We start from the raw sequence: 18,632 nt of genomic DNA on the forward strand, positions 1-18,632 counted from the left end.
TTCCCGTCCTACTGGAAAGCGGCTCGTCCACTGCGTAATTACAGGAAAATATATTTGCAGATAAAAAGTACTGCAAGGATATACATCAGTGGAGTAATCTTCTTACGCTTGCCACAGATCAGATTGATCAGTACAAAAGAGATTACACCAATGGCAATACCCTCTGCGATACTGTACATTAAAGGCATCGCAATGAGGCACAGATATGCAGGAACTGCATCTGTCAGATCCTCGAAATCAACCTTTACAATTGCGGATACCATCAGGAATCCGACAAAGATCAGCGCCGGTGCTGTTGCAAAGCCCGGAATTGCCGTAAAGATTGGTGCAAAGAAAATTGCAAGCAGGAATAATAATCCTGTAACGATGGATGCAAGACCGGTTCTTGCACCAGCTCCGACACCGGCAGAGCTCTCTACGAATGTTGTAGTTGTAGACGTACCAAGGACCGCACCTGCAGAAGTAGCAATTGCATCTGCCATCAGTGCCTGCTTTACGTTCGGAAGTTTTCCATCTTCGTCTAACATGCCGGCCTTATCCGATACACCGATCAGTGTTCCGATCGTATCAAACATATCTACAAACAGGAAAGACAACATGACTACGATGAAGTTCATAATTCCGACTCCATGGAAATCTGCTGTAAAACACTGTCCGAACGTCTCCCCGATTTTTGAAAAATCAGTCATGGCAAATGTCGGATACAGAGAATAAAATCCAGCGTCTGCATCGATACGGTAAACACCCGCTGCCTGACAGATCATTCCAAGAATCCAGGTAGCCAGAATACCGATCAGAATAGATCCCTTGACTTTTTTGATGTATAAAATTGCAGTAAGAAGCAGACCGATCAGTGCAAGTACTGCACAGATTCCTTCGGTATGCCAGTTATCTCTGAAATTTACATAAGATAACAATGTGGAATCGTTGTTTACAACGATATGTCCACCCTGCAATCCGATAAACGCGATAAACAGACCAATGCCGGCGCTCACACCTTTCTTTAATGTGGTCGGAATGGCATTGAAAATTGCCTCACGCACATTGGTAAGAGAAAGGATAATAAAGATAATACCTTCGAAGAATACTGCCATCAGGGCTACTTTCCAGGAATATCCCATATTTCCGCATACGGTAAATGCAAAGTATGCATTCAGTCCCATACCCGGTGCAAGTGCAAACGGATAATTTGCAAGGAGTGCCATTGCAAACGTACCGATAAAGGATGCCAGACAGGTTGCGATCAGCACTGCTGTCGGGTCCATTCCTGCCTGTGAAAGCAGGTTCGGGTTTACAGCCAGGATATACGCCATGGTCATAAACGTCGTAATACCGGCGATCACTTCTGTTTTCGCTGTGGTATTATTCTCTTTGAGCTTAAACATTTTCTCTAACATGTTCTCTCCTCCATATTTTATTGTTGTGTAAAAGCACCCTACTATTTTATCATAAAATAATTGAGAAATCCATTCAATTATTTATGTCTCCAGGTACTTCTTGAAAAGAGAACAAGCATCGGGAAAATTTCCAGTCTTCCGGCCAGCATGTCAAAAATCAGCACAAGTTTTGAAAACCAGGAATACACCGAAAAATTACAGGTAGGTCCCACCACATCAAATCCCGGTCCGATATTGTTAAAGCACGCAGCAACCGCAGACACATTTGTTGTCATGGACAGTCCATCAATAGAAATCAAAAGAAAACTTCCGACTAAAATCACACCGTAAGCCGCCAGATAGGTATTTGTATTATTTAATACATCCTCCCCGATCCGGTTTCCATTCATGCGCACAACTTCCACACGCTGCGGGCTTAAAATTCTGCGGATATTTCTGCGCAGGTTTTTCAGAATCAGAAGAAGTCTTCCCATCTTAAGCCCTCCTGCCGTACTGCCTGCACAGGCACCGACAAACATCAGGCACAGCAACAGTGCTTTCGAAAATCCGGGCCACAAATCAAAGTCCGTGCTTGCAAACCCGGTCGTCGTCATGATAGAGGAAACCTGAAATGCCGCATGGCGGATCGTCTCTTCCCAGGAGCCGTACAGTCCCCGGATATTGAACGTAATTAAAAGAATACTGACCACAAATATGATGATATACAGCCGCAGTTCCTGATCTTTGAGCACTTCCTTTACATGCCGGACTAAAAGCAGATAATAACAGCTGAAGTTGATTCCAAACAAAAACATGAAGACCGTACATACATTCTGTATATATGGGCTGTATCCTGCAATACTGTCATTCCGGATTCCGAATCCACCTGTGCCGGCCGTTCCAAAAGCGGTACATACGGCATCAAAAACCGGCATTTTTCCCAACAGGAGAAACAGGAAATTGATGAATGTCAGCACCATGTATATGACGTACAAAATTCTTGCTGTTGTACGCATTTTCGGCACCAGCTTGTTCACATTCGGTCCCGGACTCTCCGCACGCAGCAGATGCATGGTATACCCTTTGCCTCTCTCTCCGTTCGGAGAAAGTGCCAGAAGAAATACAAGTACCCCCATGCCGCCCAGCCAGTGGCTGAAACTCCGCCAGTACATAATTCCGGGAGAAAGTGCTTCCACATCTCCCAGAATCGAAGAACCTGTGGTTGTAAATCCCGATACAATTTCAAACAGGGCATCGACAAAGTTTGGAATTTCCCTGGAAAAAACAAATGGCAGACACCCGAAAAAACTGATTGCAATCCAGCTTCCGGCTACGCAGACCATCCCTTCCCTCGCAAAAAAACGACGGGTGGAATTTCTGCAAAAATAATACATTAAGGCACCAACTCCGGCAGTGATCAAAATGGACAGCCCAAACCCATAAACTGCTGCCCGGCTTCCGGTATACAGACTGATCAAAAGTGCCGGAACCATAAACCCTGCTTCCACAATTAAGATCTGGGAAAGAAATTTTCCCATCATTTTATAATTCATAGCATCCTCACTCGAAAATATCATTCAGCTGCAAAAGTGTCATCCCGCCCTTTGCAACGATAATCACGGAATTTCCAGCCTCATACATGGAATCTCCGTTTGGAATCTCCGTTTTACTTCCATGGCTGATACATGCGATCAGTATATTGCGTTTCAGGCGGATATTACGCAATGGTTCCCCGATATGTTTTGTGTCGGCATCTACGACAAACTCCAATGCCTCTGCCTGTCCTTCTGCAATATTGTGCAGTGTCAGTGCTGCACCTGTTGTATTCTGCATGGCACGGACATAACGGACAATCGTATTGCAGCAGAGTTCTTTCGGGCAGATCACACTGCCAAGTCCCAGACTGTCCTGCATACTGTTATTTTCCATATGACCGACTTTCGTGATTACCTGTGGCACTCCACATGTCTGCGCATACAGCGAAATAATCATATTCATCTCATCCATGCCGGTCATGGTTACAACGGCGTCACAATCATGGATGCCTTCACTTTCAAGCAGAAACTGGCTGCTGGCATCCCCATGTATGATACATACTTCCGGTGGAAGTTTACCGGATAGTTCTTCACAGCGCGCTTCATCCTGTTCGATCAGCTGTACACTGACGCCTTCTCTTGCCAGCCAGGTTGACAGATAATAACCGATTCTTCCGCCACCGCAGATAATTACACGCTTTGCCTTATGCGTGATAATGCCAAGATTGCGCAGAAGCTGTGTCAGCATCTCAGCAGTTGCCGTAATAAACAGATGATCACCCTCCCGGAGAATAAAATGTCCGGACGGAATCTCCACAACACCATCACGGCTCACTGCGCAGACAAGTACCTTGCATTTGACAACATTTTCCAGATTCATCAGTGCCACATCGCAGAGTTTACTGCCTTTTTGTATCCGCAGCTCCACGATTTCCACACGGCTTTTGGCAAATGTTTCCCTCTGCAGAAAGCCCGGATAGCGGATCAGCCGTTCAATCTCGCGCGCCGCCTGTTTTTCCGGATTCACCATAAGCGAAAGGGAATAGACATCCCGCATGGTAAAAATCTGCTTGCCGTATTCGGGATTGCGGATTCTTGCAATGGTGTGAATTCTCGGATTCAGACCATGGGCAGTCATACCACAGAGCAGATTGACTTCATCCGAACTGGTGGCTGCAATGAGCAGATCCGCCTTTTTCACATCCGCACTCTCCAACACGCGCATGGAGGCACAGTTTCCCTGTACCCCCATAACATCGTAACGCTCCACACTCGAATCCAGCACACGCTGGTTCGAATCGATCAAAGTCAGGTCATGTCCTGCCGCAGAAAGCTTCTGCGTCAGCGTGAGTCCGACCTTGCCATCACCGGCGATTATTATTTTCACAGATTTGTCCTCCGTTTATATTCTGTATTTAGACGTCCCACATTATAGCATATGGCATATAGAAATACAACCGAGGAGTTTTTGGTCTTTACTGCTTCTTATCCTCCTGATATTCCTCAAAACTGAGAATTACTTTAAACAGATCGCCGTCCATCTGCACCGCAAGATTTCCATGCATCAGCTCGGTCAGGCTTTTTGCGATAGAAAGCCCCAGTCCGTGTCCTTCCGTATTCCGGGAACTGTCTCCACGGACAAATCTTCCGAAAAGTTCCTCGCTGGTCATTTTCAGTCGATCCTTCGAAATATTGCGGAAGGTCATAATCACCATTCCGTGAAATTTTTCCAGCGTAACATACACACGTGTTCCCGGCTGTGCATACTTACATATATTTCCCATCAGGTTGTCAATGATCCGCCACAAATGTCTGCCATCCACATAGATTTCAACGGGTGGTTGCGGACATTCTACAACCATCTCCAGCTGATTTGCCTCTGCCTTTTCTGAAAATTCCCCGACAATCTGTGTCAGAACGACCGTTGCATCACATACTTCCGGATTCACCGGAAGATTTCCGGTAGATGCTTTGGATGCCTCCATCAGATCCTCAATCAGTTTTTTCAGACGGTTGGACTGTCGGTCAAGCACCTCAATGTACTCCCGCATTGTTTCACTCTCTGTCGGCTCCTTTTTGATCAGATCCACATAGTTGATAATGGAAGTAAGCGGTGTTTTAATATCATGGGAGACATTGGTGATCAGTTCGGTACGAAACCGCTCACTCTTCATTTTTTCTTCTACCGCCGCTGCAACTCCGGTCTGTACATTATTTAAATTTTCCGCATGTGTGCGCAGCTCATACATCATTTTTTCTGTATGGATCGGATGCGAATAATCACCTTTTGCAATCCGTTCCCCTCCGTCGAATATCTGTCGAAACTGCACCACAATCTTTAACAGTACGCCGTATTCCACAACTTTCCAGAGGAGATAGACCATGATAATTCCGCCATCCGCTCCGGCACACAGTAAAAGAAATGCTTCTATGAGGAAGACCACAAGAAATACAGCTGTGACTTTTACCGTCATAGACAGATTGGCCAAAAGCGCCAGTCTGATTTCATGCAGTTCTCTTTTTATCCGGCGAAACGGGTTTAAAAGCAGACGTAACAGCGTATAATGCCAGAATTTTCCTGCGCGGATTCTTACAATGATACTGATCACATATTCATACACAATCAGTTCTGCCAATGCAAACGCAATTGTAAAAAATGAAATACAGAATACGATTCCTGCATTTTGCATAAGCAGATCTCCCATATAAAGGCATACCATACCGCAGCCCAAAAACGCAAGTCCTGAGATTCCTGTATAAATACCAAATGGTATACGGTCAATCCATCGAATCTGTACCGTATCAGAACCACGTTTCCATCCTGCCGATGCAAATAGAATGCCAAGAGAAAACACCCACACAAGAACACTCAAAAGCAACCACAATCCCGAAATTTCCCGCACCTGTACCACAACGCCTGCAAGTGTGTGTGCTTTCTGGAAAAACTGTGTTTTCCCGGAATCAATCACAATATGGGTTTCACCTCCGACTTCCGGTGAAAACAAAGAGGATACCGTAGCAGTGCTTCCCTTCAGGGAATCCGCTACCGTAAGATAAAGCGTATATTCCGTTGCTTCTTTCTCCTGATGTGGATTATAATAAATACGACCCTGTTGATCTTCGTATGCAAATGAAAAATCCTGCCACTGGAATACCTTTGCTTTCGCATAGGTATCCGCAATGGATTCCTGCCGGATCGGGTAAATCCCATCCTTTTTTGACCATAAGTAACCTGCCTCTAACCCATCAAAATCAAACCGCAGCTCGGATGATTTTAAATACGGTTCGAGCTTACCTTTTTTCAGCTGTTCTCCATTTTCCGCGCAATATCTGCCACCATCGTCCGATTCCCGGTAAGTATATTCCACATACGGTTCAAGATCCGACTCCTCTGGAACCGCGTAAAAAGAAAAGGAATTGATCCGAAACAGGGTATCGCCCGCATAACAATAAATCACACCATTATCATAGATAAAATGATCCACCTGCGTATAATGCTTGACTTTTTGCATGTACTGTCCCCTGTTTCTCCCAAGCAGCATATCCCAGAAAGAACGATCATTGGTATGAAACTCATTTTCATCTGTAAATTTCAGCCAGGCAAGTGCATTTTCCTTATTTAAGGTACCGGTATTATTTCCACAGACAAGTTCGGTTTCTTTTCCTTTCGGCTTCTTTTTGACAAGTGAATAAACGATATTTCCGTCATCAAATTTTTTCAGGGCATCTGCTTCGTCCTGCTTTTTTGAAATGCCGGTAACCGCATCACCCATCCAGTACGCATAGCTTCTAAGCAGCTCTGTATCCAGTGTTTTTTCAATGTCTTTCTGTGAGCCCTGCAAATCACTGTTCATGCCTAATGTAACTGTCACCACACTGGTCACGCCCACCAAAAATCCACTTACAATCGCAAGTACCATAGCCAGTAATCTGATGCCCTGCGATGATTTCCAGTTTTTGGACACATATTCCGGCTTTTTGGATTTTTTATCCTTTTTCTCATTCATTTTCTACATCCTCCATCTTGTATCCCCGTCCCCACACGACTTTTAAATAGCGTGGCTCCGCAGGATTATATTCCAGTTTTTCCCGAAGGTGCCGGATATGTACGGCTACCGTGTTTTCGACACCGCACGGGCTGCCTTTCCATACGGCCTCGTAAATCTGTTTCGGTGAATATACTTCCCCCGGATGTTCCATCAGAAGTTTTAAAATATCGTACTCTGTTCTGGTCAGATTCACAGGTTCTCCGTCCAGGGTGACTTCCTTTAATTTATCATCCAGCTCGATGCCGCCGGCGGACAGTTTTGTCCTCACCTTCTGTCCGCTTCCAAGCAGCATATACCGCCGGATCTGGGATTTCACTCTCGCCTGCAGTTCCACTGGATTGAATGGTTTCGTCACATAATCGTCCGCGCCCACGGTAAGTCCGAGTACCTTATCGGTATCCTCACTTTTGGCCGTCAGTAAGATCACCGGAACATTGGAAATTTCACGGATTTTGCACATCGCTTCTATCCCGTCCATTTCCGGCATCATAATATCCATCAGAACCAGCTGGATATCCTCCCGGTTTATAATTTTTAAGGCTTCCTTTCCGTTATAAGCCGAAAACACCTGGTATCCTTCACTTTTTAAATAAATCTGCAAAGCAGAAACAATATCCTTTTCATCGTCACAAACTAAAACATTATACATAAAAAAACCGCCACCTCGTATTCATGATTAATCATAGATACATTGTAGCGGTTTTTTTCTTAATTTCCAATGGGGCAAACCTTTAAGGTTTGCTTAAAATCAGGAATTATTCTTATTTTGATATCTTTTCTTCTTTTAGCCATGCATCAACGCTCTCATACAGACGCTGCATTCCATCTTCAACAACCAGCTTGGAGGTTGCCACATTCACGCGCAAAAATCCTTCGCCTCCCCTGCCATACTGATTGCCTCCGCTGACATACAGACCGCTGGTTTTGCGGATAAATTTTACAAACTGCCGGCCACTCTCCGTGATTTTGCGGCAGTCCAGCCACATGAGGTAAGTAGCATCTCCTGCAACCGGATGGATGAGTGGAATTTTCTCCTGCAGAAATTCTGTCACATACTGCTTGTTCTTTTCCACATATTCCCGCAGCTCATCGAGCCATTCTTCCCCGTATTGAAAAGCTGCAATCGTTGCCTGAATTGCAAAAGCGTTCGGTTCTGCTACTTCGTCGGTGTTGAGCTGTCTCCACATTCTGTGATGCAGAATCGAGTTTTCTGCATAGACGGCAGCCGTCTGCAGCCCTGCCAGATTAAATGTCTTCGTCGGCGCAATGCAGGTAACACTGATGTCCCTGCAGGTATCATCCACAGAGGCAAACGGAATGTATTCTGTACCGGGTTTTGTCAGATCACAGTGAATTTCATCCGAGACAACAATGACATCATACTGCTTACATAATGCCCCAATCCGCGCCAGCGTCTCATAATCCCAGATGTTTCCTGCCGGATTCTGCGGATTACACAAAATCATAAGCGTCGTCTGCGGATCTGCCAGCTGCTGTTCAAGTTTTTCCCAGTCTACACGATATTCTTTACCATCATAAAGCAGTTCGTTTTCCACGACATTTCTTCCGTTATTACGAATGGAATTGAAGAAATTATTATAGACAGGTGTCTGAATCAGCACATTTTCTGCCGGAGTCGTCAGTTTTCGGACAGCAGAAGAAAGTGCAGGGATTACTCCCGTTGTAAAGATCAGCTTCTTTGGGTCCATCCGAAAATGATGACGCTTTTCCCACCAGTTTACATAGCTGTCCGCCCATTCGTCCGGGATGACAGAATATCCATATACCCCGTGCGCCACGCGCTGTACCAGTGCCTCCTGCACTTCCGGCACCGTCTCAAAATCCATATCTGCCACCCACATCGGGAGTTCTTTGCGATCCACATCCCACTTGAGGGAATTTGTGCCTCTGCGGTTTGGTATTTTATCAAAATTATATTTCATAATCATCAGGTCTCCTTTTTCTGTCTCTCTATAATGCCTTATCATACCACTTCTGCATCATTTCTTCAATCATTGCAGTACCATCAGAAACGGAAAAAGAAGGGAAAAAATACCTCTTTTTCCGGTATTTTTTCCCTTCTTTTGTAAACAATCACCGGGCTGCAGCAGTCTGTTTTCAGCCTTCGGTCTTTGTTGTGCTCTCTTTGGACTTATAATAATCCTCAAACTTCTGATTTGCAGCATCCAGTGTCTTCTGGCAGATGTCCGGAAGGTCTTTGCCCCATGCACCGGTTGCCTGCTTGAATCCCTTCTGCATGGCAGTCTGCATCTTCTTCATCTTTTCCACATCATCTCCGGCAAGGGCACTTGCAAAATCAAATAATCTCTCTGATGTCTGCTTTACTCCGTAATAGCCATCTTCGGAGATATCCTTCTGCGCCTGTGCCTTTGTTGCTGCATCAACCGTGAAATCCCCTTTTGCAAGGAACTTCCATATATCATCGCTGTTTGTTCCGTTTGCAACAGAAGAAGTAGCTGCCTGACCGGTCATCATTTTCTGCACGATGCTGATCAGCTGCTGCTGTCTGGACTGTGTATCCGCTTTCATCTGCTGTACGAGTGCTGCACGATCCTCAGCGCTCATCTTATTAATCGAATAGGTTGCTTTCTTATTGTCCTTGCTGCTGTCTGATTTATCATAGACTACACCGCTCTCATTTTTTTCTTCCGTCTTTGCTGTGGAGTCCTTCTTTGCAGCCGTCTCATTTTTGGTCACCGCATCGTTTTTATAGGATGCGTATACCTCTGTCTGCGTGTTTAACAAACCTGTTGTGTTTACACCCATACTCTCATCCTCCTTGAATTCTACCGGTCAATTCCATTTGTTTCCGGTTAAACTATGTTGGTATCTACTATAGATATCGGTTCTTTTCACAGAATCTTTATAGTTTGCTTTATTTTTGTTTCACAGTAACACGATAGGTCTTTCCAACGGCAGATTTTGTTCTGGCCTTCACCATCACATAGAGTTTCTGCCCCTTTGCAGCTTTTACGGTAAACTTCTGTCCGGTCTGTGCATAATCTTCCTGTTTGACCAGCTTCTTTTTCTGATTATATACACACACATTCCAGTATCCGCTGTCAGGAAGGCTTACCTGCATGGTCACCTTTCCCTTCTTTGCAGCCTTATATACAAAATAATCTTTATCCTTTACCGCATAATTATTTGCACTACAGGTCTTATTCTTTTTTACAGTTGTAGCTGTGGCAAAAGAATCATTGTATTCCTGTTCCCAGTTATCAGCCTTGTACTGATTGACTGTCACCGTGTATTCGTGTCCGCACGCATAATCATTGATATTCCGTTCTACCTTCAGGTAAATCTCTTTGCCTTTCCGGAAACTGAGCTTTGCAGTGGAAATCTGCAGATCATCCTCTGTTTCCACGGTCTGAAGCAGCTTCTTTTTCTCATCATATACGGAAAGTTTCCAGTACTGATTGTTTCCACCGTCCGCATTTGTAAATTTGAAATTGAAATATCCACTGCCCGTGGCAACGTAGCGGTAGTAATCCACATCTTTTTTGCTGTTGATACTTCCATGCAGTGTCTTTCCGGCGGTAAGATCCGTGGCAAGTGCCATGGTATCGTTGGATTCCTTTTCCCAGCCTTCCGTTGCATAGTAATTGGAACGGATTATATATTGCTTTCCTCCACCATAACCGGTAACCATTACATACACTTTTGATCCAACCGGTAGAACATATTTGCCCGATGATACGGTTCTTGTATTAGTATCTCTCTGCAGTTCATTCATATTTTCATCATACAAATACAGATTCCATAATGCATACGATCCCTCTCCCTGAAAATCATATGTGAAATATCCGTTCGCCGGTATAGTATACACATACCAATCTACATCTGGTTGTTTGTAAAAATTTCCATTAGTCCAGACTCCACTCTCCAGGCTTGTGGCCGTTGCTGGCGTGTCATTGTCTTCCTGCTCCATATTCGTGCTTTCTATCGTTTTAACCTGAAGAGAGTACTGACAATCCTCTAACAGCTGATATCCCAAAATAGAAATCTCTGCATCTGTCACACGCTCTACTTTGATATAGACGCTTCTGCCCGGTCTGAAATTATAAATTCCTGACGTATAATTGGATGCCAGAGGTTTTGTTTCCAGTTCCTGATTTCTATTGTCCGCATCATATACGGAAAAATTCCACTTTCCTTTTCCGCTTGTCTGTGCAAGATTTACAGTAAAATATCCGGCTTTTTCCGCAGTATACTTATAAAAGTGAACATTATTGGAAGTAGACAGCGTATCATACACCACCGTATCTGACTTCAGCACCTCTGCTTTGGTGTAGCTGCTGTATGTGCCGGTCGGTGTCTGATTGATGGAAATGGATACATTGTCCGCTTTTACCGCCACCGGTGCCGCTGTAAAAACACAGCAGCATGCCAGCAGCAATGCCAGACCTCTTTTTTTCATGTTATGATTCATACGCATATTCCCTCTTTTACAGAGCTTTGATACGCTCCAGTGCCTTTACGGTGTTTTCATAATTTCCAAATGCAGTCAGTCGGAAATATCCTTCTCCGCTCGGTCCGAAACCGGATCCCGGAGTACCAACAACATTTGCATTCTCCAGCAGATAATCAAAGAACTCCCAGGAAGTCATCTGATCCGGAGTCTTTAACCAGATGTATGGTGCATTTACACCACCAAATACGGTATATCCGGCATCCTTTAATCCTTCCTTAATGGTCTTTGCATTCTTCATATAGTAAGCAACCTGCTCCTTTAACTGTGCTTTTCCTTCCTCAGAATATACAGCCTCACCGGCACGCTGCACAATGTACGGAGCACCGTTGAATTTGGTTCCGTGACGTCTTGCCCACATGTCGTGCAAAGAAACTTCCCCGCACTTTAAATCCTTCGGAACTACGGTATATCCAAGACGAACACCGGTAAATCCTGCATTCTTTGAGAAACTGTGCAGCTCAATGGCGCAGGTTCTTGCACCCTTGCACTCATAAATGGAATGTGCCACATTGTCCTCACTGATATAAGCTTCATAAGCGGCATCATAAATGATTACGGCGCCAACTTTATTGGCATAGTCCACCCATTCCTGCAGCTGATCCTTTGTAAGCGTTGTTCCGGTCGGGTTATTCGGCAGACACAGATAGATTATGTCCGGTGTCTTCTTAGGGAACTCCGGTACGAAATGATTTTCTGCTGTACATGGCATGTAAATGACATCGCTCCATGTGCCGGTCTCCTTGTCGTAAGTACCGGTTCTTCCAGCCATAACGTTGGAATCCACATAAACCGGGTATACCGGATCACAGACCGCGATCTTGTTATCCTGACCGAAAATCTCCTGAATATTTCCGGAGTCACTCTTTGCCCCGTCAGATACAAAGATTTCATCTGCAGCAACCTCGCAGCCTCTTGCTGCATAATCGTTCTCTGCAATTGCCTTGCGCAAAAATTCATATCCCAGATCCGGTGCATAACCGTGGAATGTCTCGGCATGTCCCATCTCATCTACCGCTTTATGCATAGCCTCAATGATTGCAGGAGCCAGTGGCTGTGTAACATCACCGATTCCCAGACGGATAATGTTCTTGTCCGGATTTGCTTCCTGATATGCATTTACTTTTTTTGCAATTGTGCTGAATAAATAGCTGCCCGGCAGCTTCTGATAATTCTCATTTACATGAAACATAATTTCGTTCTCCTTCTCTAATTTTCCATCAGTATCACTTTAACATTTTCTTCTTTTAATGTAAAGACCAGCCAAAAAAGCCAGATAAGATCCTTACCCTTCCTGCAGAAGACTTAAGATCATCTGTGCCACCTCGACCAGACCGGTTCCGTTGTCCATACTTCTTTTCTGAATATATTTATGTGCTTCCTCTTCCGTAAAAGAGTTTCGTGCCATAAGGAGTTCCTTTGCCTTGCGAATGATCTGCTGATCCTCCTGCGAACGGTGTTTCGGCTGCTGCCGCATTCTCCTTCTGCGCCTCTGGATATCTCCCTCCATCATTTCAATTGTCTGCAACAGTTCATGCACTTTCATCGGCATGGAAAGACAGACCAGATTGCTTACCTCTCTCTCCTGAATGGAAGACGGAGAAGCGATCAGAAGCATCTGAAACTCCGGTGGCAGATAATCGTGAATTTCCATATACATCATATCCATAAACCGGCATCCGCAGATCAGTATTCCACACTCCAGATTGTTTACGCTTGCCAGTGCCTGCGCACCGGTAGTACAGACTGCCTGCACGGAATACCCGCTCTGTGTCAATATTTTTTTTATGCCCGCTGCCACTTCCGGTTTCGAAAAGGCAATTACAATGTTACTCACGATCCGATCTCCCGTTAAATCTTATACAGATACTCTTCGATCTCCCAGCCGGTTACCTGTGTACGGTACTGCATCCATTCTGCCTCTTTTGCCTCGATCAGTTTGCTGCTGATATGTTCTCCAAGCACTTCTTTTATAAAGGCATCTTTCTGCAATTCACAGATGGCCGCATGAAGATCGGCCGGAAGCGACTCGATTCCTCTGCTTGCTTTTTCTTCCTCCTTCAGTTCATAGACATTTTCCGGCACTTCTTCCGGTGGCTCAATTTTATTTCTGATACCGTCAATTCCGGCTGCAAGACATACCGCAAGGGCCAGATACGGATTGGCTGCCGGGTCCGGGCTGCGCAGTTCCACACGGGTTTCCTCTCCCCGGGAAGCAGGAATACGGATGAGCGGGCTGCGGTTTGTCGCAGACCATGCAATATAACATGGTGCCTCATATCCAGGTACCAGCCGCTTATAGGAATTTACCAGCGGATTCATGATAAGAGTCACACCTTTCATGTGCTTCATGATACCGCCAATAAAATAATAGGCTTCTTTACTCAGGCCCATTTTTCCATCCGGATCGCGGAAAATATTATGTCCGTCTTTGGACAGGGACATATTGATATGCATTCCGGAACCATTAATCCCGTATTTCGGCTTCGGCATAAAGCTTGCAAACAGACCGTGCCGCTTTGCAATTGTCTTAACCGCCAATTTGAATGTCATGATATTATCTGCCGTCTGCAGTGCCTCATCATACTTAAAGTCAATCTCATGCTGTGCGGGTGCTACCTCATGGTGGGAAGCTTCGATCTCATACCCCATATCTTCAAGTGTCAGCACCATATCACGTCTGGCATTTTCTCCCAGGTCTACCGGACCGAGATCAAAATATCCGGCTTTTTCGTGGGAAAGTGTTGTCGGCTGGCCATTCTCATCCTGATGGAACAGGAAAAACTCGCACTCCGGTCCCACATTAAATGTATATCCAAGGTTTTTTGCTTCCTCAATCTGACGTTTTAAGATATAACGGGAGTCCCCCGTAAACGGTGTTTTGTCTGCACAGTAAATATCACAGATAATACGTGCTACTTTTCCCTGCTGCGGGCGCCATGGGAAAATGGTAAATGTGTCCAGATCCGGATACAGATACATGTCTGACTCCTCAATCCGTACAAATCCCTCAATGGAAGAACCGTCAAACATACACTTGTTATTCAATGCTTTCTCAAGCTGACTGGATGTAATTGCTACATTCTTTAATGTTCCGAAAATATCCGTAAACTGCAGACGGATGAATTCCACATCCTCTTCTTCCACAATTCTGAAAATATCTTCCTTGGTATATCTGCTCATATACTTTTCTCCTTTTCTGCGTTACATTTGCTGATATATGTTAATACCTGTTCATAAGACATCGGACCGCCAAACAGATCCAGCGCACTTCCAATGGTGACGTTCAGCCGGTTTCTTCCAAGCCTTGAAAGTTCTTCCAGATCTTTAAAACTGTGAACGCCTCCGGCATAGGTGATCGGAATTTTTCCCCAGTCTCCCAGAAACTGTGCCAGGGGTTTTTCAATTCCACCGGATTTTCCTTCCACATCCACAGCATGCACCAGAAACTCGCTGCACCAGGAACTCAGTTTTTCCAGAAGTTCATTCGTCACACGCTCGGTGGTAAATTTCTGCCACCGGTCGGTTACAATATAATAGCCCGGTTCTTCTGCATCTGCCCGGTATCTGCACGACAGATCAAGTACCAGATGTTCCTTTCCCACGGCCTGTTCCAGCCGGTTCAGACAATCATAGTCAATCCGTCCGTCCCGGAAAACAAACGAAGTCACAATCACTGCAGATGCGCCAGCTTCCAGAAATTCGGACGCATTGGCATCGGTAATTCCTCCGCCGACCTGCAATCCCCCCGGATAGGCACGCAGAGCCGCCAGCGCCTGATTTTTGGTTTTTTCATAATAAGGGCTGTCTTTTGCATTCAGTAAAATGATATGTCCGCCGCGAATTCCCCGGCTCTGATACATCCGTGCATAAAACGGTGCATCCTGCCCGGAGACAAAATTTTCACTTGCCTGATCTCCGGCATCCCGCAGACTGCTTCCGACAATCTGTTTTACCTTTCCGTTGTGAATATCAATACATGGTCTGAATTCCATCCGATTTTGTCCTCTTTTCAAAAAATGGGCATAGAAAGACCCTGCTGAGGCCCCCTTGCCCTTATTGTTGTATATCTTCACTGTTTATGCTGTTTCTCCGCTATCATAACATAATTTTTACTTGACAGCAATCCATTATTTTGCTATCATCATTAAAATTGTTATTGTACATAATAGGTGTTTTGGACGATAACAGACGTTACACAAAATTACATACAAACTACATATAATAGAAGAAAGCGAGGATTTTAGAAAATGGGAACTATTATCGGCGAAGGAATTACATTTGATGACGTTCTTCTGGTTCCTCAGTATTCTGAGGTTACCCCAAACCTGATCGATCTGAAGACACATCTGACAAAGAAGATCGTACTGAACATTCCTATGATGAGTGCAGCCATGGATACCGTTACGGAGTCAAAAATGGCGATTGCAATGGCAAGACAGGGTGGTATCGGAATCATTCATAAAAACATGTCCATTGAAGCACAGGCAGATGAGGTCGATAAGGTAAAGCGTTCAGAAAACGGTGTTATCACAGACCCATTTTTCTTATCTCCAGACAATACATTACAGGATGCTGACAACCTGATGGCAAAGTTCCGTATCTCCGGTGTTCCGATCACAGAGAACGGTCGTCTGGTCGGCATCATCACGAACCGTGACTTAAAGTTCGAAACCGATTTCACAAAGAAAATCAGTGAATCTATGACCTCCGAAGGTCTGATCACCGCTCCGGAAGGAATTACCTTAGAAGAAGCCAAAAAGATTCTTGCAAAAGCCAGAAAAGAAAAACTTCCGATTGTTGACAAGGATTTCAACTTAAAAGGTCTGATCACCATCAAAGATATTGAAAAACAGATCAAGTATCCGCTTTCTGCAAAGGATGATCAGGGACGTCTTCTCTGCGGTGCCGGTGTCGGTATCACCGGAAACATGATGGAGCGTGTCGATGCCCTGGTTGCTGCCCATGTCGATGTCATCGTTGTCGATTCCGCACACGGTCATTCCAAAAACATTCTGGAAGCCGTAAAGAAGATCAAGGCAAAATACCCGGATCTGCAGGTTATCGCCGGAAACATTGCAACCGGTGCTGCTGCACAGGCACTGATTGATGCCGGAGCTGATGCAGTTAAAGTTGGTATCGGACCTGGTTCTATCTGTACCACACGTATCGTTGCCGGTATCGGTGTTCCACAGATCTCCGCAATCATGGACTGCTATGAAGTTGCAAAACAGAGCGGCATCCCTGTCATCGCCGATGGTGGTATCAAATACTCCGGCGATATGACAAAGGCTATCGCAGCCGGTGCAAACGTATGTATGATGGGTTCCATGTTTGCAGGATGTGACGAAGCACCTGGTACATTTGAGCTCTTCCAGGGAAGAAAATACAAAGTATACCGTGGTATGGGTTCCATCGCTGCCATGGAAAACGGAAGCAAAGACCGTTACTTCCAGGAAGGTGCAAAGAAACTTGTTCCGGAAGGCGTAGAAGGTCGTGTCGCTTACAAGGGAACACTTGAAGATACCGTCTTCCAGCTGATCGGTGGTATCCGTTCCGGTATGGGTTACTGCGGATGTCCTACCATTGAGGATCTCAAGGAAAGAGGTAAATTTGTCAAGATTTCCGCTGCTTCCTTACGTGAGAGCCATCCACACGATATTCATATTACAAAAGAAGCTCCAAACTACAGTACCGATGACAATAAATAAATCATAATAAATATAATTTGAGGTGAATTTTATTGGGCCCCAGTGAGACAGGTCAATTAATTGCAATAATTATCCTGCTGTGTCTGTCAGCGTTTTTTTCGTCGTCAGAGACAGCTCTTACAACCGTAAACCAGATTCGTATGCGTACCCTTGCAGACAATGGCGATAAACGCGCTGCACGGGTATTGCATGTAACCGGAAATCCGGGAAAAATGTTATCTGCCATTCTGATCGGAAACAATATTGTAAATCTTTCGGCATCTTCCATTTCAACATCCCTTGCCATCCATCTTTTTGGAAACACGGGTGCGGGAATTGCCACAGGTATTCTTACGTTTTTAATACTGATCTTTGGTGAAGTAACACCAAAAACCATGGCAACCATCAAAGCCGATTCTATGTCTTTGACAGCGGCTGCTCCGATTGGATTTCTGATGAAAATACTTACTCCTGTTATTTTTATCATCAACAAGCTCTCTCTCGGACTGATGTTTCTGCTGCATGTCAATATCAAAGATGCACAGAAAAAGATGACAGAAGAAGAGCTCCGCACCATTGTTGACGTAAGTCAGGAAAATGGTGTCATCGAACATGAAGAACGGGATATGATTCATAATCTCTTTGATTTCGGTGATGCAGAAGCCAAGGAGATCATGGTTCCGCGAATTGACATGACTTTTGTTCAGGCAGATGCCACCTATCAGGAAGTACTTGATATCTTCCGTCAGGATATGTTTACACGCCTTCCTGTTTATGAAGACTCGACCGACAATGTAATCGGAATCATCAACATGAAAGACTTCCTGTTACAGAATGATACCCCGGAATTTTCCGTACGAAACCTTCTGCGGGAGCCATATTTTACATATGAGCACAAAAATACTGCAGATCTGTTTCTGGAAATGCGTAAATCCTCCATTTCTCTTGCGATTGTGCTGGACGAATACGGAGTAACCGCAGGACTCATTACTTTAGAAGACCTGTTGGAAGAAATTGTAGGGGAAATCCGTGATGAATATGATGCCGATGAAGAAGACGATATCACCCGGATCAGTGACCGCGAATTCTATGTACTTGGTTCCGCCAATCTCAACGATGTCAGTGAAGCGCTTTCCCTACACTTTACTTCGGATGATTATGACACCATAGGAGGATATTGTCTTGGTCTTCTCGATCATCTGCCGGAAAAAAATGAAATTATTTTAACAGATAATAATATTCTTCTCCGTATTGACCGGATGGAAAAAAACAGAATCGAACGGATTTACATCCGGCTTCCGGAACCTCTGGAGGAAACCGGTTCCGAACAAAAATCCGAAGAATAATCCGTAAATTCTGAGGGCTGCTTTGCAGCCCTCATTTTTATGCCAGTAACTGCCGAAGCCACACACGAAGAGAATCCTCCATGATCCATTTCGAATCTCCGGCAAGCCCTCCCCTTTCTTTTGGAATCAGATTCTGTCCGGCAT

Annotated in this window: 14 protein-coding genes; 2 read left to right on the top strand and 12 right to left on the bottom strand. The window is 44.8% G+C overall.

All coding sequences use genetic code 11. From position 1 onward, the window contains the following. Positions 1 to 38 precede the first annotated feature (38 nt). The 12 genes from ACLTOH_RS14355 to hisA form a co-directional block, all read right to left on the bottom strand. Positions 39 to 1,397, bottom strand: coding sequence for an NCS2 family permease (locus ACLTOH_RS14355; protein ID WP_055263363.1), 1,359 nt, complete (start codon positions 1,395 to 1,397; stop codon positions 39 to 41). Between the two features lie 77 nt (positions 1,398 to 1,474). Continuing rightward, positions 1,475 to 2,929, bottom strand: a complete 1,455-nt coding sequence (locus tag ACLTOH_RS14360) for a TrkH family potassium uptake protein (RefSeq protein WP_055263365.1) — start codon at positions 2,927 to 2,929, stop codon at positions 1,475 to 1,477. 7 nt (positions 2,930 to 2,936) lie between these two features. Next, positions 2,937 to 4,298 (bottom strand): Trk system potassium transporter TrkA, encoded by a 1,362-nt coding sequence (gene trkA, locus ACLTOH_RS14365; RefSeq protein WP_412224293.1) that lies wholly within the window; start codon positions 4,296 to 4,298, stop codon positions 2,937 to 2,939. An 88-nt stretch (positions 4,299 to 4,386) separates the two neighbouring features. Beyond that, the gene (locus ACLTOH_RS14370; protein WP_412224294.1) at positions 4,387 to 6,918 is read right to left on the bottom strand and encodes a sensor histidine kinase; all 2,532 of its coding nucleotides are present in this window, start codon (positions 6,916 to 6,918) and stop codon (positions 4,387 to 4,389) included. Then, complete coding sequence (locus tag ACLTOH_RS14375) at positions 6,911 to 7,609, bottom strand: response regulator transcription factor (protein ID WP_022045676.1); 699 nt, start codon at positions 7,607 to 7,609, stop codon at positions 6,911 to 6,913. The genes ACLTOH_RS14370 and ACLTOH_RS14375 overlap by 8 nt, the downstream gene beginning before the upstream one ends. 112 nt (positions 7,610 to 7,721) lie before the next feature. Further along, positions 7,722 to 8,903: a MalY/PatB family protein gene (locus ACLTOH_RS14380; RefSeq protein WP_412224295.1), complete on the bottom strand. Its 1,182-nt coding sequence runs from the start codon at positions 8,901 to 8,903 to the stop codon at positions 7,722 to 7,724. Between the two features lie 175 nt (positions 8,904 to 9,078). Further along, entirely contained in the window at positions 9,079 to 9,747 is a 669-nt protein-coding gene (locus ACLTOH_RS14385; RefSeq protein ID WP_022045678.1) for a hypothetical protein, read from the bottom strand. Positions 9,748 to 9,856: 109 nt separating this feature from the next. Continuing rightward, positions 9,857 to 11,413 (bottom strand): hypothetical protein, encoded by a 1,557-nt coding sequence (locus ACLTOH_RS14390; protein WP_412224297.1) that lies wholly within the window; start codon positions 11,411 to 11,413, stop codon positions 9,857 to 9,859. A gap of 16 nt (positions 11,414 to 11,429) precedes the next feature. Next, the gene (locus ACLTOH_RS14395) at positions 11,430 to 12,644 is read right to left on the bottom strand and encodes an LL-diaminopimelate aminotransferase (protein ID WP_022045680.1); all 1,215 of its coding nucleotides are present in this window, start codon (positions 12,642 to 12,644) and stop codon (positions 11,430 to 11,432) included. A gap of 93 nt (positions 12,645 to 12,737) precedes the next feature. Continuing rightward, positions 12,738 to 13,289 (bottom strand): ANTAR domain-containing response regulator, encoded by a 552-nt coding sequence (locus ACLTOH_RS14400; protein ID WP_055066899.1) that lies wholly within the window; start codon positions 13,287 to 13,289, stop codon positions 12,738 to 12,740. Positions 13,290 to 13,303: 14 nt separating this feature from the next. Further along, on the bottom strand, positions 13,304 to 14,635 hold the full coding sequence (gene glnA / locus ACLTOH_RS14405; RefSeq protein WP_138345813.1) for a type I glutamate--ammonia ligase: 1,332 nt from the start codon (positions 14,633 to 14,635) through the stop codon (positions 13,304 to 13,306). Next, positions 14,632 to 15,447: a phosphoribosylformimino-5-aminoimidazole carboxamide ribotide isomerase gene (hisA, locus tag ACLTOH_RS14410; protein ID WP_412224299.1), complete on the bottom strand. Its 816-nt coding sequence runs from the start codon at positions 15,445 to 15,447 to the stop codon at positions 14,632 to 14,634. Before hisA ends, glnA begins: the two co-directional genes overlap by 4 nt. 255 nt (positions 15,448 to 15,702) lie before the next feature. On the opposite strand from hisA, the gene guaB reads away from it, so the two are divergent. Together guaB and ACLTOH_RS14420 are read left to right on the top strand one after the other, a co-directional pair. After that, positions 15,703 to 17,163 carry an IMP dehydrogenase gene (gene guaB, locus ACLTOH_RS14415; protein WP_022045684.1) on the top strand — a complete coding sequence of 487 codons (1,461 nt, stop codon included), beginning with the start codon at positions 15,703 to 15,705 and terminating at the stop codon, positions 17,161 to 17,163. 32 nt (positions 17,164 to 17,195) lie between these two features. Beyond that, positions 17,196 to 18,488 carry an HlyC/CorC family transporter gene (locus ACLTOH_RS14420; RefSeq protein WP_412224300.1) on the top strand — a complete coding sequence of 431 codons (1,293 nt, stop codon included), beginning with the start codon at positions 17,196 to 17,198 and terminating at the stop codon, positions 18,486 to 18,488. Positions 18,489 to 18,632: the final 144 nt, after the last annotated feature.

The sequence above is a fragment of the Waltera sp. genome, from assembly GCF_046969025.1.
Taxonomy (GTDB): Bacteria; Bacillota; Clostridia; order Lachnospirales; family Lachnospiraceae; genus Acetatifactor; species Acetatifactor acetigignens.

Bases quoted from the DNA above. Each gene is read 5' to 3' on its own strand.
- ACLTOH_RS14390 (WP_412224297.1), bottom strand. From the start codon at position 11,413: ATGAATCATAACATGAAAAAAAGAGGTCTGGCATTGCTGCTGGCATGC.
- glnA (WP_138345813.1), bottom strand. From the start codon at position 14,635: ATGAGCAGATATACCAAGGAAGATATTTTCAGAATTGTGGAAGAAGAG.
- hisA (WP_412224299.1), bottom strand. From the start codon at position 15,447: ATGGAATTCAGACCATGTATTGATATTCACAACGGAAAGGTAAAACAG.
- ACLTOH_RS14380 (WP_412224295.1), bottom strand. From the start codon at position 8,903: ATGAAATATAATTTTGATAAAATACCAAACCGCAGAGGCACAAATTCC.
- guaB (WP_022045684.1), top strand. From the start codon at position 15,703: ATGGGAACTATTATCGGCGAAGGAATTACATTTGATGACGTTCTTCTG.
- ACLTOH_RS14395 (WP_022045680.1), bottom strand. From the start codon at position 12,644: ATGTTTCATGTAAATGAGAATTATCAGAAGCTGCCGGGCAGCTATTTA.
- ACLTOH_RS14370 (WP_412224294.1), bottom strand. From the start codon at position 6,918: ATGAATGAGAAAAAGGATAAAAAATCCAAAAAGCCGGAATATGTGTCC.
- ACLTOH_RS14385 (WP_022045678.1), bottom strand. From the start codon at position 9,747: ATGGGTGTAAACACAACAGGTTTGTTAAACACGCAGACAGAGGTATAC.
- ACLTOH_RS14360 (WP_055263365.1), bottom strand. From the start codon at position 2,929: ATGAATTATAAAATGATGGGAAAATTTCTTTCCCAGATCTTAATTGTG.
- ACLTOH_RS14375 (WP_022045676.1), bottom strand. From the start codon at position 7,609: ATGTATAATGTTTTAGTTTGTGACGATGAAAAGGATATTGTTTCTGCT.
- ACLTOH_RS14355 (WP_055263363.1), bottom strand. From the start codon at position 1,397: ATGTTAGAGAAAATGTTTAAGCTCAAAGAGAATAATACCACAGCGAAA.